This is a genomic window from Thermomonas sp. (assembly GCF_046293095.1).
Taxonomy (GTDB): Bacteria; Pseudomonadota; Gammaproteobacteria; order Xanthomonadales; family Xanthomonadaceae; genus Thermomonas.
This window is the reverse complement of sequence record NZ_JBKBPN010000001.1, coordinates 77,852-100,458: the sequence shown is the minus strand read 5'-3', so window position 1 is coordinate 100,458 and position 22,607 is coordinate 77,852. Positions and strand designations below refer to the sequence as shown.

The 22,607-nt window shown below is 66.5% G+C and carries 19 protein-coding genes; 16 read left to right on the top strand and 3 right to left on the bottom strand.

What is annotated here, in order from left to right; genetic code table 11:
- Positions 1–116 precede the first annotated feature (116 nt).
- The 6 genes from rpsA (at position 117) to galU (ending at position 7,527) form a co-directional block, all read left to right on the top strand.
- Complete coding sequence (rpsA, locus tag ACK4SG_RS00525; RefSeq protein ID WP_409598917.1) at positions 117–1,817, top strand: 30S ribosomal protein S1; 1,701 nt, start codon at positions 117–119, stop codon at positions 1,815–1,817.
- Positions 1,818–1,896: 79 nt separating this feature from the next.
- Entirely contained in the window at positions 1,897–2,199 is a 303-nt protein-coding gene (locus tag ACK4SG_RS00520; protein WP_409598916.1) for an integration host factor subunit beta, read from the top strand.
- 317 nt (positions 2,200–2,516) lie between these two features.
- Positions 2,517–3,695, top strand: a complete 1,179-nt coding sequence (gene lapB, locus ACK4SG_RS00515) for a lipopolysaccharide assembly protein LapB (RefSeq protein WP_409598915.1) — start codon at positions 2,517–2,519, stop codon at positions 3,693–3,695.
- Positions 3,682–4,680 carry a hypothetical protein gene (locus ACK4SG_RS00510; protein ID WP_409598914.1) on the top strand — a complete coding sequence of 333 codons (999 nt, stop codon included), beginning with the start codon at positions 3,682–3,684 and terminating at the stop codon, positions 4,678–4,680. Before lapB ends, ACK4SG_RS00510 begins: the two co-directional genes overlap by 14 nt.
- Positions 4,677–6,605: a polysaccharide biosynthesis protein gene (locus ACK4SG_RS00505; RefSeq protein WP_409599673.1), complete on the top strand. Its 1,929-nt coding sequence runs from the start codon at positions 4,677–4,679 to the stop codon at positions 6,603–6,605. Before ACK4SG_RS00510 ends, ACK4SG_RS00505 begins: the two co-directional genes overlap by 4 nt.
- A 10-nt stretch (positions 6,606–6,615) precedes the next feature.
- The gene (gene galU, locus ACK4SG_RS00500) at positions 6,616–7,527 is read left to right on the top strand and encodes a UTP--glucose-1-phosphate uridylyltransferase GalU (RefSeq protein ID WP_409598913.1); all 912 of its coding nucleotides are present in this window, start codon (positions 6,616–6,618) and stop codon (positions 7,525–7,527) included.
- A 66-nt stretch (positions 7,528–7,593) separates the two neighbouring features.
- On the opposite strand, the gene ACK4SG_RS00495 is transcribed toward galU, so the two are convergent.
- The 3 genes from ACK4SG_RS00495 to ACK4SG_RS00485 all read right to left on the bottom strand — a co-directional run bounded on the left by ACK4SG_RS00495 (position 7,594) and on the right by ACK4SG_RS00485 (position 11,961).
- Positions 7,594–8,799, bottom strand: a complete 1,206-nt coding sequence (locus tag ACK4SG_RS00495) for an acetyl-CoA C-acyltransferase (RefSeq protein WP_409598912.1) — start codon at positions 8,797–8,799, stop codon at positions 7,594–7,596.
- 141 nt (positions 8,800–8,940) lie between these two features.
- Positions 8,941–11,310, bottom strand: coding sequence for a 3-hydroxyacyl-CoA dehydrogenase/enoyl-CoA hydratase family protein (locus ACK4SG_RS00490; protein ID WP_409598911.1), 2,370 nt, complete (start codon positions 11,308–11,310; stop codon positions 8,941–8,943).
- 21 nt (positions 11,311–11,331) lie between these two features.
- Positions 11,332–11,961, bottom strand: a complete 630-nt coding sequence (locus ACK4SG_RS00485; protein ID WP_409598910.1) for a TetR/AcrR family transcriptional regulator — start codon at positions 11,959–11,961, stop codon at positions 11,332–11,334.
- 222 nt (positions 11,962–12,183) lie between these two features.
- On the opposite strand from ACK4SG_RS00485, the gene ndk reads away from it, so the two are divergent.
- From ndk to guaB, 10 genes are all read left to right on the top strand, one after another.
- Positions 12,184–12,609, top strand: a complete 426-nt coding sequence (ndk, locus tag ACK4SG_RS00480; protein ID WP_409598909.1) for a nucleoside-diphosphate kinase — start codon at positions 12,184–12,186, stop codon at positions 12,607–12,609.
- A 13-nt stretch (positions 12,610–12,622) separates the two neighbouring features.
- On the top strand, positions 12,623–13,849 hold the full coding sequence (gene rlmN, locus ACK4SG_RS00475) for a 23S rRNA (adenine(2503)-C(2))-methyltransferase RlmN (protein WP_409598908.1): 1,227 nt from the start codon (positions 12,623–12,625) through the stop codon (positions 13,847–13,849).
- On the top strand, positions 13,839–14,648 hold the full coding sequence (locus ACK4SG_RS00470) for a tetratricopeptide repeat protein (protein ID WP_409598907.1): 810 nt from the start codon (positions 13,839–13,841) through the stop codon (positions 14,646–14,648). Before rlmN ends, ACK4SG_RS00470 begins: the two co-directional genes overlap by 11 nt.
- 2 nt (positions 14,649–14,650) lie before the next feature.
- On the top strand, positions 14,651–15,439 hold the full coding sequence (locus tag ACK4SG_RS00465; RefSeq protein WP_409598906.1) for a helix-turn-helix domain-containing protein: 789 nt from the start codon (positions 14,651–14,653) through the stop codon (positions 15,437–15,439).
- Positions 15,440–15,510: 71 nt separating this feature from the next.
- On the top strand, positions 15,511–16,158 hold the full coding sequence (locus ACK4SG_RS00460; protein WP_409598905.1) for a YfgM family protein: 648 nt from the start codon (positions 15,511–15,513) through the stop codon (positions 16,156–16,158).
- Positions 16,158–17,336 carry an outer membrane protein assembly factor BamB gene (gene bamB / locus ACK4SG_RS00455; protein ID WP_409598904.1) on the top strand — a complete coding sequence of 393 codons (1,179 nt, stop codon included), beginning with the start codon at positions 16,158–16,160 and terminating at the stop codon, positions 17,334–17,336. Before ACK4SG_RS00460 ends, bamB begins: the two co-directional genes overlap by 1 nt.
- Positions 17,337–17,477: 141 nt before the next feature.
- Complete coding sequence (gene der, locus ACK4SG_RS00450; RefSeq protein ID WP_409598903.1) at positions 17,478–18,878, top strand: ribosome biogenesis GTPase Der; 1,401 nt, start codon at positions 17,478–17,480, stop codon at positions 18,876–18,878.
- A 70-nt stretch (positions 18,879–18,948) separates the two neighbouring features.
- On the top strand, positions 18,949–19,983 hold the full coding sequence (locus ACK4SG_RS00445) for a DUF2272 domain-containing protein (RefSeq protein ID WP_409598902.1): 1,035 nt from the start codon (positions 18,949–18,951) through the stop codon (positions 19,981–19,983).
- Positions 19,984–20,049: 66 nt separating this feature from the next.
- Positions 20,050–20,916 carry a bifunctional methylenetetrahydrofolate dehydrogenase/methenyltetrahydrofolate cyclohydrolase FolD gene (gene folD, locus ACK4SG_RS00440; protein WP_409598901.1) on the top strand — a complete coding sequence of 289 codons (867 nt, stop codon included), beginning with the start codon at positions 20,050–20,052 and terminating at the stop codon, positions 20,914–20,916.
- Positions 20,917–21,136: 220 nt separating this feature from the next.
- Complete coding sequence (gene guaB / locus ACK4SG_RS00435; RefSeq protein ID WP_409598900.1) at positions 21,137–22,597, top strand: IMP dehydrogenase; 1,461 nt, start codon at positions 21,137–21,139, stop codon at positions 22,595–22,597.
- The last annotated feature ends 10 nt before the right edge of the window (positions 22,598–22,607 follow it).

The following is a 22,607-nucleotide window of genomic DNA, read 5'->3' as shown; positions in this document are numbered from 1 at the left end:
GCGGTCATCCATCCTCCATCCACACATGGCCAAGGCGCTTCCTGCGTCAACGCCAACCAACCCAGGTGGGCCGCCCCGTTGCTGCGGGCAGCCTGTGTATCCACCCGAGATTTTTCATGAACTCCGTAGCTACCGAATCCTTCGCCGAACTGTTCGAAGCCAGCCAGGCCAATCTTGCCAAGCTCAAGCCCGGTGCCATCGTCAAAGGCACCGTGGTCGACATCCGCAACGATGTCGTGGTCATCAACGCCGGCCTGAAGTCCGAGGGTATTGTTCCCATTGAGCAGTTCCGCAACGAGGCTGGCGAGATCGACGTCGGCATCGGCGACGAGGTCAAGGTCGCCCTCGACTCGCTGGAGAACGGCTTTGGCGAGACCGTGCTGTCGCGTGAGAAGGCCAAGCGCGCCATGGTGTGGGACGAGCTGGAGGAAGCGCTCGAAAAGAACGAGACCATCGTCGGCCGCATCAGCGGCAAGGTGAAGGGCGGTTTCACCGTCGACATCAAGGACGTCCGCGCATTCCTGCCGGGTTCGCTGGTCGACGTGCGTCCGGTCCGTGATCCGGTCTACCTGGAAGGCAAGGAGCTGGAGTTCAAGCTCATCAAGCTCGACCGCAAGCGCAACAATGTCGTCGTCTCCCGCCGCGCGGTGGTCGAGAACGAGCATTCGGAAGAGCGCGAGCAGCTGCTCGAGAAGCTGGTCGAGGGCGCCGTGCTGAAGGGCGTGGTCAAGAACCTGACCGATTACGGCGCGTTCGTCGACCTCGGTGGCATCGACGGTCTGCTGCACATCACCGACATGGCGTGGAAGCGCGTGCGTCATCCGTCCGAAGTGGTCGAGGTCGGGCAGGAGCTGGAAGTGCGCGTGCTCAAGTACGACCGCGAGCGCAACCGTGTCTCGCTGGGCCTCAAGCAGCTGGGCGAGGATCCGTGGGACAACATCGCCCGCCGCTACCCGGCCAACTGCCGCGTGTTCGGCAAGGTCTCCAACGTCACCGATTACGGCGCGTTCGTCGAGATCGAGCCGGGCGTGGAAGGCCTGGTGCACGTCTCCGAGATGGACTGGACCAACAAGAACGTCAACCCGGCCAAGGTGGTGCAGGTCGGTGACGAAATCGAGGTCATGGTGCTGGACGTGGACGAGGAGCGTCGCCGCATCTCGCTGGGCATCAAGCAGGTCACCAGCAACCCGTGGGAAACCTTTGCTGCCATCCACAAGAAGGGCGACAAGGTGTCCGGCCAGATCAAGTCGATCACCGACTTCGGCATCTTCATCGGCCTGGAAGGCGGCATCGATGGCCTGATCCACCTGTCCGACATCAGCTGGAACTCCACCGGCGAGGACATCGCCCGCAACTACAAGAAGGGCGACACCCTGGAGGCCGTGGTGCTGGCGGTCGATCCGGAGCGCGAGCGCATCTCGCTGGGCGTCAAGCAGATGGAGCAGGACCCGCTGGGCCAGTTCATGGCCGCTAACCCGAAGGGCAGCAAGGTGTCCGGCACCGTCAAGGACGTGGACGCCAAGGGCGCGACCATCGACCTGGGCGATGGCGTGGAAGGCTACGTCATGGCGCGCGACATCAGCCACGACCGCGTGGACGATGCCAGCCAGGTGCTGAAGGTCGGCCAGCAGGTCGAAGCCAAGTTCGTGGGTATGGACCGCAAGGGCCGCAGCCTGCAGCTGTCCATCAAGGACAAGGACGCGGCGGAGACCGCCGAAGCGCTGGCCGAATACAACAAGGCCAATGCCGATGCGGCCAGCGGCACCACCAAGCTGGGCGCGCTGCTGCGCGAGCAGCTGAACAGCAAGGCCGACTGATCCTTCCGGTCAGCTGATCCGAGGCGGCCCGGCTCCAGCCGGGCCGCCGTCTTCGTGTCATCCGACTCTCCCGCCCCCCATGACGAAGTCCGAACTCATCGAACTGCTCGCACGCCGCCAGCCGCACCTGAAGGCTGACGACGTCGATATGGCGGTGAAGACGCTCCTGCAGATGATGGGCGGCGCACTGGCCGCTGGCGAGCGGATCGAGATCCGCGGTTTCGGCAGTTTCTCGCTGCATTACCGGCCGCCACGGACCGGCCGCAATCCGAAGACTGGCGATGCCGTCCCCCTGCCTGGCAAGCATGTCCCGCATTTCAAGCCGGGCAAGGAGCTGCGCGAGCGGGTGACCGGTGTACTGCCGCAACCGTCGCAGGATTGAGCGCGGCATCTGACGGAAAAGCTGGCCGGCGATCCCTGGCCCGCTAAGCTTGCCGCATCCAGGTGATGCGCAGATCGATGCGTGGCACGATTCCTGCGACATGCCGCAGGTCCTGCTGCCTGCTGCCGGGTTGGCGGAGGGTGTCCTGGGCGCGTACCGTGGGCCTGGATTTTGGCGCCGCCGGGTCAACCTCGCCGGCCCGCTTCCGGGGCGGAGTATCCGGCGCATGCCGGGGGTATGGTGTTCAGCGTGCCGGCACATGCACAGCGGCATGACAGGGCAGGGCAGGTCGCGGCAACGGATGCAGGGGAGTGAACGTGGATTTCCTCAATCAGTGGGTATGGTTCGTCATTTTTGTGCCGCTGGCCGGGCTGTTCGGTTGGGTGCTGGGCCGCCGTGGCGGCGAGCAGCACAGCGACCATCAGGTCAGCAAACTTTCGAGCACCTATTTCCGCGGTCTCAACTACCTGCTCAACGAGCAGCCGGACAAGGCAATCGAGTTGTTCCTGCACGTCGCGGAGCTGGACAGGGATACCTTCGAGACCCAAGTGGCGCTGGGCCACCTGTTCCGCCGCCGGGGTGAGGTGGATCGTGCGATCCGTCTGCACCAGGCCTTGGCCCAACGCGCCGATCTCAGCGACACCCAGAAAATCCAGGCGCTGTCCGCGCTGGGCGAGGACTACATGCGTGCCGGCCTGCTGGACCGTGCCGAAACCGTCTTCAACGATCTCTCCCAGCTGGACCAGCGTGCGCCGCAGGCATTGCGCCACCTGATCGGCATCTACCAGTCCGAGCGCGAATGGGAAAAGGCGATCCACAACGCCACCCGCTATGAGGCCGCCACCGGCGAGCCGATGGGCAGGTTGATCGCACAGTTCGAGTGCGAGCTGGCGGATCGCCATCGCGCCCATGGTGACGTCGAGGGTGCCCGTCAGGCCATCGTACGGGCCTATGCGGCCGACCCCACTTCGGTGCGGGCAGGCATCATCGAAGGCCGCATCGAAGCGGATGCCGGTCATCCACAAGCGGCAATCCGCGCCTTCGAGCGTGCCGCCCGGCATGACCCCGAGTATCTGCCGGTGATCCTGCCCGGCCTGCTCGAAAACTACGACAAAGTGGGCGAACGTATCGGCGCGCGTGCGTTCCTGTCCGCGATGTGCGAACACTACCGTGGCATCTCGCCGGTGCTGGCGCTGACCCGCATGGTTGAAGCCGACGAGGGCGTCAGTGCCGCCCGTCGCTTCCTTGCTGAGCAGCTGAAGGACCGGCCATCCGTCCGTGGCGAAGCAGCGCTGATCGAGCTCAGCCTGGCGGATCGTGCCGATGCGGAGGCCACGCTGCACGACCTCAAGCACATCACCGAACAGCTGTTGGTGCGCAATCCCAGTTATCGGTGCAACCGGTGCGGATTCGGTGCACGCAGCCACCACTGGCAGTGTCCCAGCTGCAAGGAATGGGGAACGGTAAAGCCGCTGCTGAACTATGCGGTGGTCTGAACCCGGCCCGCTCGCCGCATTGGCGGTGGGTGCAGTGCTGCTCTCGGCGCTGGGGACCGCCTGGGCGGGACGCCATGCTCGTCGCCGCGGGCTGCTGGATGCGCCTGGCATGCGCCGCAGCCACGCACTGCCCACCGCGCGCGGCGGCGGCATCGGCATCGTCGCCGTCGGATTGGGGACGTTCGGTCTGCTATCGCTGGACAATGCGCGTGCGGCCGGTCTGGCAGGCATTGGCCTACTGCTGGTGGCAGCGGTCGGCTGGTGGGACGATCACCGGTCGCTGCCCGCCTGGCCGCGCCTGTTGGCCCACGTAGTGGCAGGTCTGTGCCTTGGACTGGCGGCCGCTGCCTGGGGTGCCCCTTTCGGCCTCGCAGTAGTGGCGGGCCTGCTGGTGCCGGTCCTGGTCAATATCTGGAACTTCATCGACGGCATCGACGGTCTTGCGGCCAGTCAGGCACTACTGTGGATGCTGGCGCTTGCATGGCTGGCAACCGGCCCGGCCCGCGTGCTGGCGGTCGCCATCTCCGCCGGCTGTGCGGGCTTCCTCCCGTTCAATTTCCCGCGAGCACGGATTTTCCTGGGCGACGTGGGCAGTGGGGCGCTGGGCTATCTGTTGGCGGCAGGGGCGGCGTTGGCGATGATCGGGCTGCCGCGCGAGCAGCTGCCACTGCTTTTGCTGCCCGCCACAGCCTGCTGGGTCGATGCCAGCCTGACGTTGGGGTGGCGCATGGTTCGAGGTGAGCGCTGGTGGCAGCCGCATGTGCAGCACCTTTACCAGCAGCTGGCGCGGCGCGTGGGTCATGTTCCGGTCACGTTGGCCTATGCAGGATGGACACTGGGGGCGATCGCGATCATGCTGGCCATGGGGCGATCCGGCGGGCCAGCAATTGGATCAGGCGCACTGGCTTTTGCGGCTGCTTCGGTGGCCATGTGGCATTATCTGCAGAACAGGATCATGTGCAGACACCAAGGAATCGGCCGATGAGCACATGGACGCATCGCCTCAAGTATCGATTGCCGCGAATCGCGGTGATCCTGCACGATCTGGTGATGGTCTGGGTGTGCTGGCAGGGGCTGCATTATCTCCGCTACGCGCTGCAGCGATCTTCGTTTGATTTGGCCCCCTGGTCCAGCACCGTGGCGATCGTACTGATCGCCCAGGGCCTGGTGTCTTGGAGAGTAGGGCTTTATCGAGGGCTCTGGCGGTTCGCCAGTGTTCCGGACCTGCTGAATATCTTCAAGGCCAGCCTTCTGGGCCTGCTCGCCATCGTTGCGGGCCTGTTTTTCTACAGCCGCCTGGATCTTGTCTCCCGTGCCGCACTTCTGCTGTATCCGTTCGTTTTGACGGTGCTCCTCGGTGCCCCGCGCCTGATTTTTCGCGCCTGGAAGGATCATCGATTGCTGCAGCCGGGCGAAGGTGCGGAGCGCGTCCTCATTCTGGGGGCCGGCCAAGCTGGCGAATCGCTTGTCCGGGATTTGCGGCGGCTGGGTCGCTACGACCCCATTGGGTTTCTGGACGATGCCGCTCAGCTGCACGGTACGCGTCTGCAGGGTCTTCCGGTCCTTGGCAAAATCAGCGACGTCAGCCGGATTGCCCGCGAAACCGGCGCGCAGCTGCTGGTGATCGCGATGCCTTCCGTGGATGCCGCGGCGATGCGCAGGATCATTGGCTTGTGCGAGGACAGCCGGCTGCCGTTCCGCCGGGTTCCCCGGCTTACCGATCTCCTCGAGGGCCAGGCCTTGCCGGGCCAGCTCAAGGAAGTGGCGATCGAAGACCTGCTGGGTCGCAAGCCCAGGACACCGGACTGGAAGGCAATCAGGCGCTGGCTGGGCGGGCAATCGGTGCTGGTGACGGGTGCCGGCGGTTCAATTGGTGCGGAACTCTGCCGGCAATGCGCGCGCCACGGTGCGAAGCGGATCGGGCTGGTCGAGATCAGCGAATTGGCGCTGTCGAGGATCCATGCAGAACTTTGCCGCGACTTTCCGGGGATCGAATGCGTGCCGGTCCTTGGCGATTGCGGTGATCCTGCCCTCATCGAGCACGCGCTTGCCGTGGTGGCGCCTGAGGCCGTGTTCCATGCAGCGGCCTACAAGCACGTGCCCTTGCTGCAAGGCCAACTGCGCGAAGCCATCCGCAACAATGCCATCGCGACCTGGACCGTGGCCAAGGCCTGCCGCGCAGCGAATGTCGGCACCTTCGTCCTGATTTCGACCGACAAGGCAGTGGATCCGGTCAACGTGCTGGGCGCCACCAAGCGGTTGGCCGAAATGACGTGCCAGGCGCTGGTGGATCCGCGCTCCACCCGGATGGTGATCGTCCGCTTCGGCAATGTGCTGGATTCGTCAGGCAGCGTGGTCCCGCTGTTTCGCGAACAGATCCGGCGCGGCGGGCCGGTGACCGTCACCCATCCGGACGTCACCCGCTATTTCATGACGATCCCCGAGGCCTGCCTGCTGATCCTGCAGGCGGCATCGATCGGTGCCCAACAGGCGGTGTATACGCTGGACATGGGGGAGCCGGTGCCGATCCGGTTGCTGGCCGAGCAAATGATCCGCTTGGCAGGCAAGCAGCCGGGCAAGGACATCGTGATCGAGTACACCGGCCTGCGCCCGGGCGAGCGGCTCCACGAGACCCTGTTCCACGTTGACGAGCGTTACAGCTGCACGGTCTATCCCGACATCCTGCAGGCAGAGCCACGTGCCGTGATGCCGGAGCGGGTACTGCGGGCACTGGAGGCAATGCGGCGCAAGATCGCCGACCATGATCTGGAGGGTCTTGCGCAGGCCTTGCGCGAGGCGGTTCCCGAGTTCATGCCTGTCGAGGATCACGCGGCTGAACCAGTGGTGAGCCGCGTCGTGGCCTTCCCGGGCGGGAAGCGGTCTGAGACTGCGGATAGGCAGCCGCTGTAGAATCAGCCGGATGCCAACGACACAGTCCCCAGCGCGCATCCGCAAAGCCGTTTTTCCCGTCGCCGGGCTCGGCACCCGCTTCCTGCCGGCCACCAAGACCGTGCCCAAGGAGATGCTGCCGATTGTCGATCGGCCGCTGATCCAGTACGCGGTGGACGAAGCCATCGCAGCCGGCTGTGACACCCTGGTGTTTGTCACCAACCGCTACAAGCACGCGGTGGCGGACTACTTCGACAAGGCCTATGAGCTTGAGCAGAAGCTGGAAAGGTCGGGCAAGCAGGAGCAACTGGCGCTGGTCCGCAACGTGCTGCCCGAGGGCGTGCGCGCCGTGTTCGTGACCCAAGCCGAGGCACTGGGGCTGGGCCATGCAGTGTTGTGCGCCCGCCCGGTGGTGGGGAGTGAGCCCTTTGCCGTGCTGCTGCCGGACGATCTGATCTGGAGTCGCGGCGATGGTGCGCTCAAGCAGATGGCCGACCATGCCCAGGCCACCGGTGCCAGTGTGGTGGCGGTGCAGGACGTGCCGCGCGAGCAGACTGGAAGCTACGGCATCGTGGCCACCGACGCATTTACCGGGCAGGCCGGGCGGATCCGCCAGATCGTCGAAAAGCCCCGGCCCGAGCAGGCCCCCAGCACGCTGGCGGTGGTCGGGCGCTATGTGCTGTCGCCGGCGATCTTCGATCTGCTGGAAAGTACTCCCAAAGGCGCCGGCGGCGAGATCCAGCTGACCGATGCCATCGCCGCGCTGCTGGATCGCGAGCGCGTCGATGCCTTTCGTTTCCACGGCACCCGGTTCGACTGCGGCACCCACCTGGGCCTCATCGAGGCCACCATCCGCTATGCGCTGGACAACGAGAAACTCAGCGACGCGGCGCGCCGACTGATGCAGGATGCGCTGGGCGAAATGGGTGTGGTCGAAACGTAAACCGGCGCGCACCCTGTCAACGAAAACGGCGCCTTGACGGCGCCGTTTTCGTTCCTGGCACTACGCTCAAAGCGCCTCGAAGATACCGGCGGCGCCCATGCCGGTGCCGATGCACATGGTCACCATGCCGTACTTCTGCTTGCGCCGGCGCAGGCCATGCACCAACGTGGCGGTGCGGATGGCCCCGGTGGCCCCCAGCGGGTGGCCGAGCGCGATGGCACCGCCCAGCGGATTGACCCGGGTCGGGTCCAGGCCGAGGCTGCGGATCACCGCCAGCGCCTGCGCGGCAAAGGCCTCGTTGAGCTCGATCCAGTCCAGCTGATCCTGGCGCAGGCCGGCCTGTGCCAGCGCCTTGGGAATGGCCGCCACTGGGCCGATGCCCATCACTTCCGGACGCACGCCGGCCACCGAGAAGCTGACGAAGCGGGCCAGCGGAGTCAGCCCGTAGTCCTTGATCGCCTGTTCGGACGCCAGCAGCACCGCACCGGCGCCATCGCTCATTTGCGAGGCGTTGCCGGCGGTGACGCTGCCGCCGAACTGGCCGTTACGGAACACCGGGCGCAGTTTGGCCAGGCTTTCCAGCGAGGTGTCGGGACGCGGGCCTTCGTCGTTTTCCACCCGCACCTGCTTCACCTGCACGGTGTTGCCGGCAAGATCGGGCAGCCGGGCCACCACATCGTATGGAGTGATTTCGTCGCGGAACTCGCCAGCCGCCTGTGCCGCCAGCGCTTTCTGGTGCGAGGCCAGGGCGAAGGCGTCCTGATCCTCGCGCGAGACCTTCCACTCATCGGCGACTTTCTCGGCGGTAATGCCCATGCCGTAGGCAATCGCCACGTGATCATCACGGAACACCGCTGGCGACAGCGCCACCTTGTTGCCCATCATCGGCACCATGCTCATCGATTCGGTGCCGCCGGCCAGCATCAGGTCGGCATGGCCCAGCTGGATCTGCTGGGCAGCCAGGGCCACCGCCTGCAAACCGGACGAGCAGAAGCGGTTGATGGTCTGCGCGGCAATGGTATTGGGCAGGCCGGCCAGCAGCACGCCGATGCGCGCCACGTTCATGCCTTGCTCGGCTTCCGGCATGGCGCAACCGATGATGGCATCGTCGATGCGGTTGACGTCGATGCCCGGTGCCTGCGCAATCACGGCCTTCAGCACGTGCGCCAGCATGTCGTCCGGGCGGGTATTACGGAACACGCCTTTGGGCGCCTTGCCAACCGGGGTGCGGGTGGCGGCGACGATGTAGGCGTCCTGGATCTGCTTGCTCATGGATGAACTCCAATGTCTGGAAAGGAGACGGCACAAGGCTGTGCCGCTGCGGCAACGCATCCGGTGCCGCGCAGGCGGGCGGAACGCACACTGTTCGCCTGCCGCGGAAACGCCTGGGTGCGCTGCCTGGTCTGTTTCATGTCAGTTACGCAGCGGTTTGCCGGTCTTGAGCATGTGAGCGATGCGGGCCTGGGTTTTTTCCTGCTGTGCCAGCTCGACGAAGTGCTTGCGCTCGAGCTTGAGCAGCCAGTCCTCGTCCACCAGTGCGCCGCGATCCACGTCGCCGCCGCACAGGACGGTGGCGATGCGGTCGGCGATCTCGTAGTCGTACTCACTGATGAAGCGGCCTTCCAGCATGTTGACGAGCAGCATCCGGAACGTGGCGATGCCGACGTCGCCCGCGACCTGGATGCGGCGCGCCGGCAGCGGCGGGCGATAGCCGCCCTCAGCCAGCCCGCGCGCCTCGGCCTTGGCGATATGCAGCAGCTCGTGGGCGTGGAAGGCGATCTTGTCGGTGCCGCGCAGCAGGCCCAGTTCCTTGGCGTTGAGCGCCGAGTTGGAGGCCTTGGCCATCGCCACGGTCTCGAACACTTTCTTCAGCTCGGCGAACACGTCGCCGCCGGGGCCCGCCGCCGCGGAGGCGCGCACCGCGAACTCCTTCAACCCGCCACCGGCCGGCAATAGGCCGACGCCGGCCTCGACCAGGCCGATGTAGCTTTCCAGGTGCGCCACGGTTATCGCGCTGTGCATCTGGAACTCGCAGCCACCGCCCAGCGCTAGGCCGCGGACTGCCGCCACCACCGGCACCAGCGAATACTTGATCCGCTGGCTGGTGGCCTGGAAGTTGGCCACCATGGCCTCGAACTCGGCCAGCTTGCCGGCCTGCAGCGCGCCCAGCGCGCCCGCCAGGTCGGCACCGGCGGAGAAGGGTTCCTTCGGCTGCCAGATCACTAGGCCGGCGAAGTCGCGCTCGGCGCGGGTGATGGCCTCCTGCAGCCCATCCAGCACAGCGTCGGAAACGGTGTGCATCTTGGTCTTGAAGCTGACCACGGCGATATCGTCGCCGTCGTGCCACATGCGCACGCCGTCGTTCTCGAACACGGTCTGGCCCGGCGCGAAACGCTCGCCCAGCACCGGGTCGGGGAAGCGCTGGCGGCGGTAGACCGGCAGCGACGAACGGGGCAGCACGGCGTTCCGGGACGGGCTGTAGCTGCCCTCTGCCGTATGCACGCCATCGCGTGCAGACACCCAGGCCGGTAGAGCGGCACTGCTCATCGCCTTGCCGGCGGCGACGTCATCACGGATCCACTGCGCCACCTGCGACCAGCCCGCCGATTGCCAGGTCTCAAACGGGCCCTGCGCCCAGCCGTAGCCCCAGCGGATGGCCAGATCCACGTCGCGCGCGGTGTCGGCGATGTCGGCCAGGTGGTAAGCGCTGTAATGGAACAGGTCGCGGAAGCAGGCCCACAGGAACTGCGCCTGCGGATGGGTGCTTTCGCGCAGCTTGGCGAACTTCTCGGCCGGGTTCTTCAGCTTCAGGATCTCCACAACCTCTGGCGCGGCGCCACGATCCGCCATGCGGTAGTCCTGCGTGTCGAGGTCAAGAACCAGGATGTCTTTGCCCGCCTTGCGGAAGATGCCGGCGCCAGTCTTCTGGCCCAGCGCGCCCTTGGCGATCAGCGCCTGCAGCCAGTCGGGCGATTGGAAGTAGCCATGCCAGGGGTCCTGCGGCAGGGTGTCGGCCATGGTCTTGATGACGTGCGCCATGGTGTCCAGGCCGACCACGTCGGACGTGCGGTAGGTGGCCGATTTGGGCCGGCCCAGCAGCGGTCCGGTCAGCGCATCCACCTCGTCAAACCCCAGCCCGAACTGGCGGGTGTGGTGGATCACCGACAGGATCGAGAACACGCCGATGCGATTGCCGATGAAATTGGGCGTGTCCTTGGCGCGCACCACGCCCTTGCCCAGCTGGGTGGTCAGGAAGGCTTCCAGCTGATCCAGCACTGCCGGCTCGGTGGTACTGGCCGGGATCAGCTCGGCCAGATGCATGTAGCGCGGCGGGTTGAAGAAGTGCGCGCCGCAGAAGCGGTGGCGGAGTTCTTCCGGCAGCACCGAGGCCAGCGCATCGATGCCAAGGCCAGACGTGTTGGACGCCAGCACGGTGTGCGCCGGTACGAACGGAGCGATTTTCTTGTAGAGGTCCTGCTTCCAGTCCATGCGCTCGGCAATCGCCTCGATGATCAGGTCGCAGCCCTTAAGCAGCGCAAGATCCTGTTCGTAGTTCGCCGGGGTGATGGCGTCGGCCAGCGCCTTGCTGGCCAGTGGAGCGGGGCTGAGCTTGCCCAGGTTGGCGATGGCCTTGCGCACGATCCCATTGGGGTCGCCGTCCTTGGCCGGCAGGTCAAACAGCACGGTGTCGATGCCGGCATTGGTCAGGTGGGCGGCGATCTGGGCGCCCATCACGCCGGCACCCAGCACGGCGACGCGGCGTACAAGCAGTTTCTGAGACATGTTTTCCATCTCCTTGAAAAATCAGGTTGCATCCGCACGGAAGCCGGCCGCGGCGAAGCGGATCAGCATCTGTGCGGCACGCCTGCGGTGGGCCGCCTCGGGGGCGTTGAGGGGGCGTTTGATCAGGCCGAAGTCGGCCATGGCATAGGTCAGCGCGCCAGACAGAAAATCCAGGCGCCAGTACAGCGCTTCCTTGCCCAGGCCGGGCAGGCAGTCGGCCAACGCCTGGGCGAACTCGCGCAGGACATGGCCGTACTGGTCGGACAGGAACTTGCGCAAATTCTCGTTGTTTTCCGCGTAGGTGCGGGCGATCACCCGGATGAAGGCGCCTCCGCCCTGGCGGTCCTGCGCCATGGCCAGCGCCGGCTCGATGAAGGCGGCCAGGATCGGCTCCAGCTGGCCCGGTGCGGTTTCCACCGCCTGCCGCAGCGCCGCCAGCCGCTCTGCGCTCATCACATCCATGCGCCGGCGGAACACTTCGTTGATCAGGTTGTCCTTGCTGCCGAAGTGGTAGTTGACCGCGGCGATGTTGACGTCGGCCAGACTGGTCACCTGGCGCAGCGAGGTGGTGGCAAAGCCCTGCTGTGCGAACAGCGCCTCGGCAGCGTGGAGGATCCGATCCTTGGTCGAGAAATGCTGCGCGGCGGCCATCGTGCGCCTCCAAATCAAACGCTCGTTTGAGATTACTCCGTACGCTGGCGTATGTCAATCGCGCCCGCCGGCCATCCGCGGGACTTGGGCGCAGGTGCCGACGGCTGGAGAAATCGGTTAGAATCATCAGTAGCCATATCGGCCAAACCCGCGCCAGTACGCGGGTTTTTCTGTTATCCTCGGGCGATCCGGCATGGACGCCCGCCACATCCGGAGAGTCCCATGGCGCTGGAGCGCACCCTTTCGATCATCAAGCCCGATGCCGTCGCCAAGAACGTCATCGGTGAAATCTACACCCGCTTCGAGAAGGCCGGCCTGAAGGTTGCCGCCGCGAAGATGAAGCACCTGTCCAAGGCCGAGGCCGAGGGCTTCTACGCCGTGCACCGCGAGCGCCCGTTCTTCAATGCGCTGGTCGAATTCATGATTTCCGGCCCGGTGATGATCCAGGTGCTGGAAGGTGAGGACGCGGTGCGCAAGAACCGCGAACTGATGGGCGCCACCAACCCGAAGGAAGCCGCCCCGGGCACCATTCGCGCCGACTTCGCCGAGAGCATCGACGCCAACGCCGTGCATGGCTCCGATTCGCTGGAGAACGCTGCGATCGAGATCGCCTACTTCTTCCCGGCCACCGACGTCTATTCGCGCTGACGAGGCCGTTGCCATGACGCACCCGCGCTCCTCCGCTCTCGACATCGCTCTGGTGGGCGAGGGCGGGGGTGCGTCTGCTGTCACCCCGGTCGACGCCGGCGCGGACGGCCGCACCAACATCTTTGATTTCGATCGCCCCCGCCTGGAGCGTTTCTTCGAAGAGGTGCTGGGCGAAAAGAAATTCCGTGCGCATCAGGTGATGAAGTGGATCCACCACCGCTACGTCACCGACTTTTCCCAGATGACTGACCTCGGCAAGGCGCTGCGGGCAAAGCTCGAATCGCATGCCGTGGTCCGCGCACCGCAGGTGGTGTTCGACAAGGCCTCCGCCGACGGCACACACAAGTGGCTGTTGGGCATGGATGCCAAGAACGCCATCGAGACGGTGTATATCCCGGACAAGGGGCGCGGCACCCTGTGTGTCTCCTCGCAGGTGGGCTGTGCGCTCAACTGCACGTTCTGCTCCACCGCGACCCAGGGCTTCAACCGCAACCTCACCACTGCCGAAATAATCGGTCAGGTATGGGTGGCGGCGCGTCATCTCGGCAATGTCCCGCACCAGCAGCGCCGCCTCACCAACGTGGTGATGATGGGCATGGGCGAGCCGTTGGCCAACTTCGATAACGTCGTGCGCGCGATGAGCATCATGCGCGATGACCTTGGCTACGGCCTGGCCAACAAGCGCGTTACCCTGTCCACTGCCGGCATGGTGCCGATGATCGACCGGCTGGCGCAGGAAAGCGATGTGTCGCTGGCGGTGTCGCTGCATGCGCCGTTTGACGAGCTGCGCGACCAGCTGGTGCCGCTCAACCGCAAGTATCCGATCGCTGAGCTGATGGATGCCTGCGTGCGCTATGCGTTGCGCAAGAAAGGCGAGTCCGTCACCTTCGAATACACCCTGATGCGCGGCGTCAACGACCAGCCGGAGCATGCCCGCGCGCTGGTGGCGCTGCTGCGCGATTTTGACCGCCGCGTGCAGATGAAGGACGCGGCCAAGGTCAACCTGATTCCGTTCAACCCGTTCCCGGGCGCCCGCTATGAGCGCCCCGACGAAGGCGCCATCCGGGCGTTCCAGAAACTGCTGAACAACGCCGGCATGATCGCGCCGGTGCGGCGCACCCGCGGCGACGATATCGATGCCGCCTGCGGCCAGCTGAAAGGGCAGGTGATGGACCGCACGCGCCGTTCCGCCGAGCACCGCAAACACTTGTTGGCCACGGGGGCTGCCGATGCAGCGTAAAAGGCTTGCGCTGCTGGTCTTGGGCTGCCTGGTGGCGGCCGGCTGCAGCCAGCTCGAGCGGCTGACCATCGTCCGCCCCAGCGCGCATCAGCGCGGCTACACCCAGGTGGCGCCACGCTACGATGTGAGTGGCAAGCACGCCCAGGACATTGGTGATCCCACCCTGCTGCTGGCCTCGGCCAGTCTGCTCTACCAGCAGGGCAAATTCGATGAGGCGCAGGCCAGTGCGCTCAAGGTACTCAAAGCGCAGCCCGGTTCCGGCGACGCCCAGACGCTGTTGGGCCTGATTGCCGAGGCGCGTGGGGAAGAGGCTACGGCAGGCAAGTACTTCCAGGCCGCAGCCACGGGTTCGCAGGGCAATGGCATCTATGCCAACAACTACGGACGTTGGCTTTGCGCCAACGGGCAGGCGCAGGCATCGCTGTTGTGGTTCGATCGTGCCTTGGCCGATCCGGCTTACAGCACCCCCGCGGTGGCGTTGGCGAATGCCGGTGCTTGTGCCGAAAAAGCGGGCCAGCCGGTGCGAGCCGAGGCCAGCTGGCGCGCGGTCCTGGCGCTGGATCCGGAAAACGTGCCGGCGCTGTCGGGAATGGCTGCGCTGGAATATGCGCGCGGTGCTTACCTCGAGGCGAGGGCGTTTGCCGAACGCTGGCTTGCGCTTGCCCCCGATGACCCGGCTGCTTTGCAGCTTGCCGCCCGGATCGAGGAAAAAACAGGCGACAATGTGGCCGCTTCGCGCTATCTTTTACGTTTGCAGGCGATTTCTTCAGGCTCCAGCACGGTTCCGCCCCGGCAATGACCTTGACCCGCCATCCTGATCCGACCCATGAGGCCTTGGCCGGCTGCGGCGAGCGCCTGCGGTCGGCGCGCGAAGCGGCGGGTTTGAGCGTGGAGGAGGTTGCCGGGCGCCTGCACATGCCTGCACGCATCGTCCGCTCGCTGGAGGCGGAGGATTGGGCCAAACTGGGCGCGCCGGTCTTCGTGCGTGGCCAAGTGCGCAGTTACTCCCGGCTGCTGGGGCTCACCACGGCGCCGATGATGGAGGCGCTGGACGTCGGTCAGGTCGAACCCACCCATCTGGTGAGCCGGACCCATATTCCCAAGGTCCAATGGTGGGCCGAACAGATTGGCCGTCGTCTGGTCTACATCGTGCTGACCCTGTCGCTGGTGATCCCGGCATGGGTGGCTACCCGCCAACACTTGGCGGAGGCCAGCGCAGCAACCGCGGTGGCGCCCCTGGATGCTCCGGCCACCGCGCTGCCCGCCGATGAGCTTGCGCCGCGGACGGTTGTCGCGTCGATGGCACCGCTGGCGGTGTCGCAAGCACCGACAGACATCCTGCTGCGGACAAGCGCCCCGACCTGGCTGGAAGTGGTCGCCCGCGACGGCAGTGTCCTGGAGAAGGCGCTGCTGGCGGCGGGTACCGAACGTCGCTACGCGCCTGCGCGCGTGGCCCGCATGACCATCGGCAATGCGGCCGCGGTGACGCTGGAAAGTCGCGGCAGGCCCGTCGATGCGGTGGCGCATGCCCGCGCGAACGTCGCGCGCTTTGAGGTATCCTCCGACGGCACGCTCACCGCGGCGAATTGAGTTGCCGGCGGTTCGGGCATCCCCCGATACAATGACAGGCGCCCCGTCCAGGACGGCGGGCGAGAGGCAGCATGGCGATCGACGAACTGCTCAACGAGCACGAACAAAGCGAAAAAGTCCGCAACTGGTTGCGCAGCAATGCGCTTGGCTTGATTGGCGGCGTGGGCCTTGGCCTAGCGGTGATCGCCGGTTGGCAGTGGTGGCAAGGGCAGCGGCTGCAAGCGGGCATGGCGGCAAGCGCTGCGTATGCCCAGGCCAGCGAGGCGCTTGAGGCCGGCAAGATCCCCGCGGACAAGGGCAAGGCGTTGCTGGCAACGCTGCAGAAAGCCAATCCAACCTTGGCGGCGCTTGCCGCGCTGCAGTTGGCCCGGGCCCAGGTGGATGCGGGCCAGCGCGACGATGCCATCGCCACCCTGCGCGCGCTTGGCCAGGTTGAGAAGACCGATCTCAAGCCGGTCGTGCAGCTGCGCCTGGCAGGCCTGCTGATTGATGCGGGCAAGGCTGCGGAAGCCCTGCCGCTGCTCGATGACGGGCGCAACGCATTGATGCTGGAGGCACGCGGCGATGCCGAGTTCGCGATGGGCGAGAAGGCCAAGGCCCAGGCGTCCTACCGCAAGGCGCTGGCGCTGATCGACGTGGCGGATCCGCAGCACCGGCTGGTCGAGATGAAACTGGTCGAGGCGGGCGGTGCCCTGCCGCATACGGGAGCCAATGGCTGATGGACAAGCAACATTACCTGCGGATGTGTGGCATCGCCTTGGCGGCGCTGCTGGTGGTGCCCGGCTGCAGCTCGGTCAAGAACCTGTTCGGCGGCCGCCACAAGGACAAGGCCGGTGAGCCGGCGAAGCTTGTCGACATCACGCCCACGATCAATGTCAAGCGTCTGTGGACCGTCCAGGTCGGCAAGGGCGAGAAGTACCTGGGCATCGGCCAGCATCCGGCTATCGCCGATGGCACCGTCTATGCGGCGGCCGTGGAGGGGGGGGTGTACGCGCTCGACCTTGCCACCGGCGCGCAGCGCTGGCACCACGACACCAAGCTGCCACTCAGCGGCGGGCCCGGCGTGGGCGGCGGACTGGTGGTTGCCGGGAGCCTGGAGGGCGACGTGCTGGCCCTGGATGCCACCGATGGCCATGAGAAATGGACCGCGAAGGTCAACAATGAAGTCCTGGCCGCGCCGGCGATCGGCGGGGGTATGGTGTTTGTACATTCCAACGACGGTCGGGTCACGGCATTCGACGCCGAGACCGGCGCGCGTCGCTGGTTCCATAGCGTCGATACCCCCACGCTTACGGTGCGCGGCACCGGCGGCCTGACGCTGGGCCCGGGCATCGTCTTCGTCGGCGGTGACGATGGCAGCCTGACCGCACTCAACATGAATGACGGCAACGTGCTGTGGACGACCCCGGTCGCCGAGCCGGACGGCCGCACCGAGCTCGAACGCATGGCCGACGTGGACGGCGAGGCGGTACTGGAGGGCACGACGCTGTTTGCCACCAGCTACAAGAACCGCACCGTTGCCATCGACGGCCCGAGTGGCCAGGTGATGTGGGTCAGCGACAGCGGCGGCCCGCGCGGCTTGGGGCTCAGCAATTCCGCTGTGGTCATTACCGACAAGGATGGCAACGTGGTGGGCCTGGACAAGAACAGCGGTGGTAGCCTCTGGAAGCAGGCCGGCCTGCTGAACCGCGCTGTATCGGCGCCGACGGTGCAGGGCGACTACGCGGTGGTTGGCGATTTCGAAGGCGTGGTGCACTGGCTGCGCCTGAACGACGGCGCGTTCGCCGCGCGCAGCAAGCTGGGCAAGGCGGTGGCGGGCAAGCCTGTCGTCGCGGCCGATGGCATCCTGGTGGTGCAATCCGTGGACGGCAAGCTGGCTGCGTTCACGCTGCAGTGACGCGCCGCGCCGGCCGCATCGGCTGGCAGATCCTGGCGGCCCCGGCTACCCTGCCGGGGCCGTCGTTGTTTTGAGCCGGGTCCCAGTGCCCGGGAATTCCAACGCAATGCTGCGGGCATCCGCGGCCAAAGGTGTGATCCAATGCTTCCCCTCGTAGCCCTGGTCGGGCGTCCCAATGTCGGCAAGTCCACGCTGTTCAATGCGTTGACGCGCACCCGCGATGCCCTGGTGCACGACGAGCCCGGGGTGACCCGCGACCGCAACTATGGCGTGTGCCGCCTGCTGGAGGATCGGCCGTTCGTGCTGGTTGATACCGGTGGCATCGCTGGCGAGGACGAAGGGCTGGCGGGTGCAACAGCACGCCAGTCCCGCGCTGCTGCCGAGGAGGCCGATATCATTCTGTTCGTGGTGGATGGCCGCGAAGGTGCGTCTGCTCTCGACGATGAAATCCTGCGCTGGTTGCGCAAGCTCTCCAAGCGCACGGTGCTGGTGGTCAACAAGGCCGATGGCATCGACCAGCGTGCCGCGCAGGCCGAGTTCGCCCGCTACGGCCTCTCGGACATGCTGCTGGTGTCGGGCGCGCATCGCACCGGGCTCGACGTCCTGATGGCGAAGATCGCCGGATGGTTGCCGGAGGCGGGCAATGCGGAAACCCTCGACGATGACCCTGAGCGCATCCGCATCGCCTTCGTTGGTCGGCCCAATGTCGGCAAGTCCACGCTGGTCAACCGCATCCTCGGCGAAGAGCGGATGATCGCCTCCGAAGTGCCTGGCACCACCCGCGACTCCATCGCGGTGGACCTGGAACGCGAAGGCCGCAAGTACCGGTTGATCGACACCGCAGGTCTGCGTCGTCGCGCGCGGGTAGAGGAAGCGGTGGAAAAATTCTCCGCGTTCAAAACCCTGCAGGCGATTGAGCAGTGCCAGGTCGCGGTGCTGATGCTGGATGCCAGCGAGGGCGTGACCGATCAGGACGCAACCGTGCTGGGCGCCGTGCTGGATGCCGGTCGTGCGCTGGTGATCGTGCTCAACAAGTGGGATGGCCGCACCGATTACGAGCGCCAGCAGGCCGAGGCGCTGGTGGCGCGCAAGTTGTCCTTCGTGGACTGGGCAGAGCGCGTGCGCATTTCCGCACTGCATGGCTCGGGCCTGCGCGAGCTGTTCCGGGCGATCCACCGCGCGCATGGGTCGGCCACCCGCCAATTCAGCACCTCGGACGTGACCCGCGCGATCGAGGCGGCGTATGCCGCCAATCCGCCGCCGGTAGTACGCGGCCACGTGGCCAAGCTGCGCTTCGCCCATCCGGGGGGAGACGTGCCGCCAACATTCGTCGTCCACGGCACGCGCCTGAAGACGCTCAGCGCCACGTACCAGCGCTATCTCGAGAACTTCTTCCGCAAACGCTTCAAGTTGGTCGGTACGCCGATCCGCTTCGTGTTCCGCGAGAACAGCAACCCGTACGAAGGCAGGAAGAACGAGTTGACCGAGCGCCAGGTCGCCAAGAAGCGGCGCCTGATGCGCCACGTCAAGCGCAGCGGCTGAAACCCGTCTGCAGTCCATGGCACTTCATTGCAGTGGCGCAATGCGGATGAGGAGGGACGATATGGTCCGGATGACCTGGAGGCTTGCCTGGCTCTGCCTGTTGCTGCTGCTGGCCGGTGGCCAGGCGTTGGCCGCGGACCCCTGCCCGACGCTGGCAGGCCGGCAGGCCGACCCGCAAGTGGCGACGCGCATCGCCGCGATCGCCTGCGACGAGCACCTGCGCTGGAACCGGCCGTTCATCGATGCGGACGGCCGTCTGGCCAGCCTCAATGCCTACGAGGCGGAGGCCAGCGGGTTGAAGGATGGCGGGGCTCCGTGGCGGCGCGTGGCGTTCTACTGGCAGGCCAGCGGCCTGCTGGGGCCGATGGGATTCAAGCCGGGCGCCAGCGACTGCCAGTACGCCGCCGTCAGCCTGACTTATCCCGGTTTGGGCTGTCGCGGCTTCGTCATCGACAACCCCTGGTCGGCCGCGTTCATCAGCTGGGTTATGCAACGCGCGGGCGTGCCCGGGTTCCGCAGCTCAGCCAGCCATTTCGATTACGTCCGCGCCGCCCGCCGGGAATCCGCCGACAGTCCTTACGTGCTGGTTGATCCGATGACGGCCGCGCTGGCGACGGGCGACATGCTCTGCTACGTGCGTACCGGCCGTGTGTACGGCCCCGAGGGGTTGGCCAAGGCGATCGACGGCAACACCAGCAGCCTGCCGATGCATTGCGATCTTGTCGTTGGTGTCGAGAGCGGCAAAGCCTATGCGGTGGGCGGCAACGTACAGCAGGCGGTCACCATGCGCCTGTTCAACCTCAATGCGCAGGGCCAGCTGTGGGGCGTGCCGCGCCGGACCGACGGCGACGTCGAGTGCTCGCCGGAAACGCAGGCCGCGTGCAGCTTCAACCGGCAGGACTGGGCTGCGTTGCTCAAGCTCAAGCCGCAGGACGCGCTTGCCCGGCTGGGGCCCGTGGCGCCGCCGTCGTTCCTGCCCAGTGCGCCAGTGGCGCCGACCTGCTGCATCAACTGCGTGCTGGGCTCGGGCGTGCCACGCTGCCCCGCACCGGGGCAGGCACCGCTGGTGCCGCCGGATAGCGTGCCGCTGCAAGGCTCGGAGTAGGGCAGCAAGGCGCAACGGGGGCGGCTGCGCGATAATGCGCGCCCCGACGCTCCTCGGCCGTACCGCATGACTGCCCGCATCCTTGATGGAAAACGCATCGCCGACGAACTCCTGGAGACCCTGAGGGCGCGCGTGGATGCGCGCCTGGCCGAGGGCAAGTCGCGGCCCGGTCTGGCGGTGGTGCTAGTGGGCAGCGATCCCGCAAGCCAGTCCTACGTGCGCAACAAGCGTCGCGCGGCCGACAAGGTGGGCATCCAGGCCTTCGACTACGACCTGCCAACGGGCACCACCGAGGCCGAACTGCTGGCCCTGATCGACCAGCTCAACGCCGATCCGAAGATCCACGGCATCCTGATCCAGCTGCCGCTGCCCGGCATCCATGATGCCAGCGCGCTGATCGAGCGCATCCATCCCGACAAGGACGTGGATGGCTTCCATCCGCAGAACGTCGGCCATCTGGCGCTGCGCCAGTTCGGCCTGCGCCCGTGCACGCCGCGCGGCATCACCACGCTGCTGGCTTGGACCGACCGGCCGGTGCGCGGGCAGAGCGCCACCATCGTCGGCGTGTCCAATCATGTCGGCCGGCCGATGGGGCAGGAGCTGCTGATCGCCGGCTGCACCGTGACCAGCTGCCACAAGTTCACCCCGCCGGACGTATTGAAGCGCCACGTTGGCGAGGCCGACATCCTGGTGGTGGCGGTGGGCCGGCCGGGCCTGATCCCGGGCGACTGGGTCAAGCCGGGCGCGGTGGTGATCGACGTCGGTATCAACCGCCTTGACGACGGCCGTCTGGTGGGCGATGTGGGCTTCGAGGAGGCGGCAAAACGCGCCAGCTGGATCACCCCGGTACCGGGCGGGGTGGGGCCGATGACCGTGGCCACGCTGATGCAGAACACCCTGGAAGCGGCGGAACTGGCCGACGCCAAGGGCTGAGGTTTTCTCCCGGCAGGAAGCCCCGGAATTGCGGAGCGGCCACAGGCCTGCCCCGCAACCAGGCGGATAGCCTCCGGGGCAGGATCCTGCAGGGCGGGCCGGTGACCGCTTTTGCGGGAGGCGCTGGCACGTGGGTGGCCGGCCGCACCGCCGGGTGACAGCAAGGCAGAGGCAAAAAGCGCTAGAATGACGCGCTTCCCCACTGCTCATGGGTCTGCCGATGCTCCGCATCCTGGCTGAAGCACTGACGTACGACGATGTTTCGCTCGTCCCCGCGCATTCCGCCGTCCTGCCCAAGGACGTTTCGCTGGAAACGCGCCTCACCCGCGACCTGCGCATCCGCCTGCCGATTGCCTCCGCGGCGATGGACACCGTGAGCGAAGCGCGGCTGGCGGTGGCAATGGCCCAGCTGGGCGGCATCTCCATCATCCACAAGAACATGACCGCGCAGGCGCAGGCCGCGCAGGTGGCCTGGGTGAAGAACTTCGAGGCCGGCGTGATCCGCGACCCGTTCACGGTGGGCCCGGACACCAGTATCGGCGAGGTGCTCAAGCTCACCCGCGCGCGCAACATTTCCGGCGTGCCGGTGGTGGATGCCTCGGGCCACCTGGTCGGCATCGTCACCGGCCGCGACATGCGCTTCGAGAAGAAACTGGACGATCCGGTCCGCTACGTGATGACCAAGAAAGACAAGCTGGTCACCGTGAAGGAGGGCGCCAGCGACGACGAGGTGCTGGACCTGCTGCACAAGCACCGCATCGAGAAAGTCCTGGTGGTGAACGACGCCTTCGAGCTGCGCGGCCTCATCACCGTCAAGGACATCCAGAAGAAGTCGGACAACCCAAACGCGGCCTACGACGCCAGCGAGCGCCTGCTGGTGGGCGCCGCGGTCGGCGTGGGGGGCGACACCGAGCAACGCGTCGAGGCACTGGTGGCCGCCGGCGTGGACGTGATCGTGGTGGACACCGCGCACGGCCATTCGCAGGGCGTGATCGACCGCGTGGCCTGGGTCAAGAAGCACTACCCGAAGGTGCAGGTGGTGGGTGGCAACATCGTCACTGGCGATGCCGCGCTGGCCCTGATGGATGCCGGTGCCGATGCGGTGAAGGTGGGCGTCGGCCCGGGGTCGATCTGCACCACCCGCATCGTGGCCGGCGTGGGTGTCCCCCAGATCACCGCCATCGACATGGTGGCCAGCGCGCTGCAGGACCGCATTCCGCTGATCGCCGACGGCGGCATCCGCTATTCCGGCGACATCGGCAAGGCGCTGGCGGCGGGGGCGTCCAGCGTGATGATCGGCGGCCTGTTCGCCGGCACCGAGGAAAGCCCCGGCGAAACCGAGCTGTTCCAAGGCCGCAGCTACAAGAGCTACCGCGGCATGGGCTCGCTCGGCGCGATGGAGAAGGGCTCGAAGGACCGCTATTTCCAGGATGCCTCGGATGCCGACAAGCTGGTGCCGGAAGGCATCGAGGGGCGGGTGCCGTACCGCGGCCCGCTGGCCGGCGTGGTGCACCAGCTGGTGGGTGGCCTGCGCGCCACCATGGGCTACGTGGGCTGCGCCACCATCGAGGACATGCGCAAGCGCCCGCAGTTCGTACGGGTGACCGGTGCGGGGCAGCGCGAGAGCCACGTCCACGATGTGCAGATCACCAAGGAACCGCCGAATTACCGCGCGGGTTGAGGCATGCCAC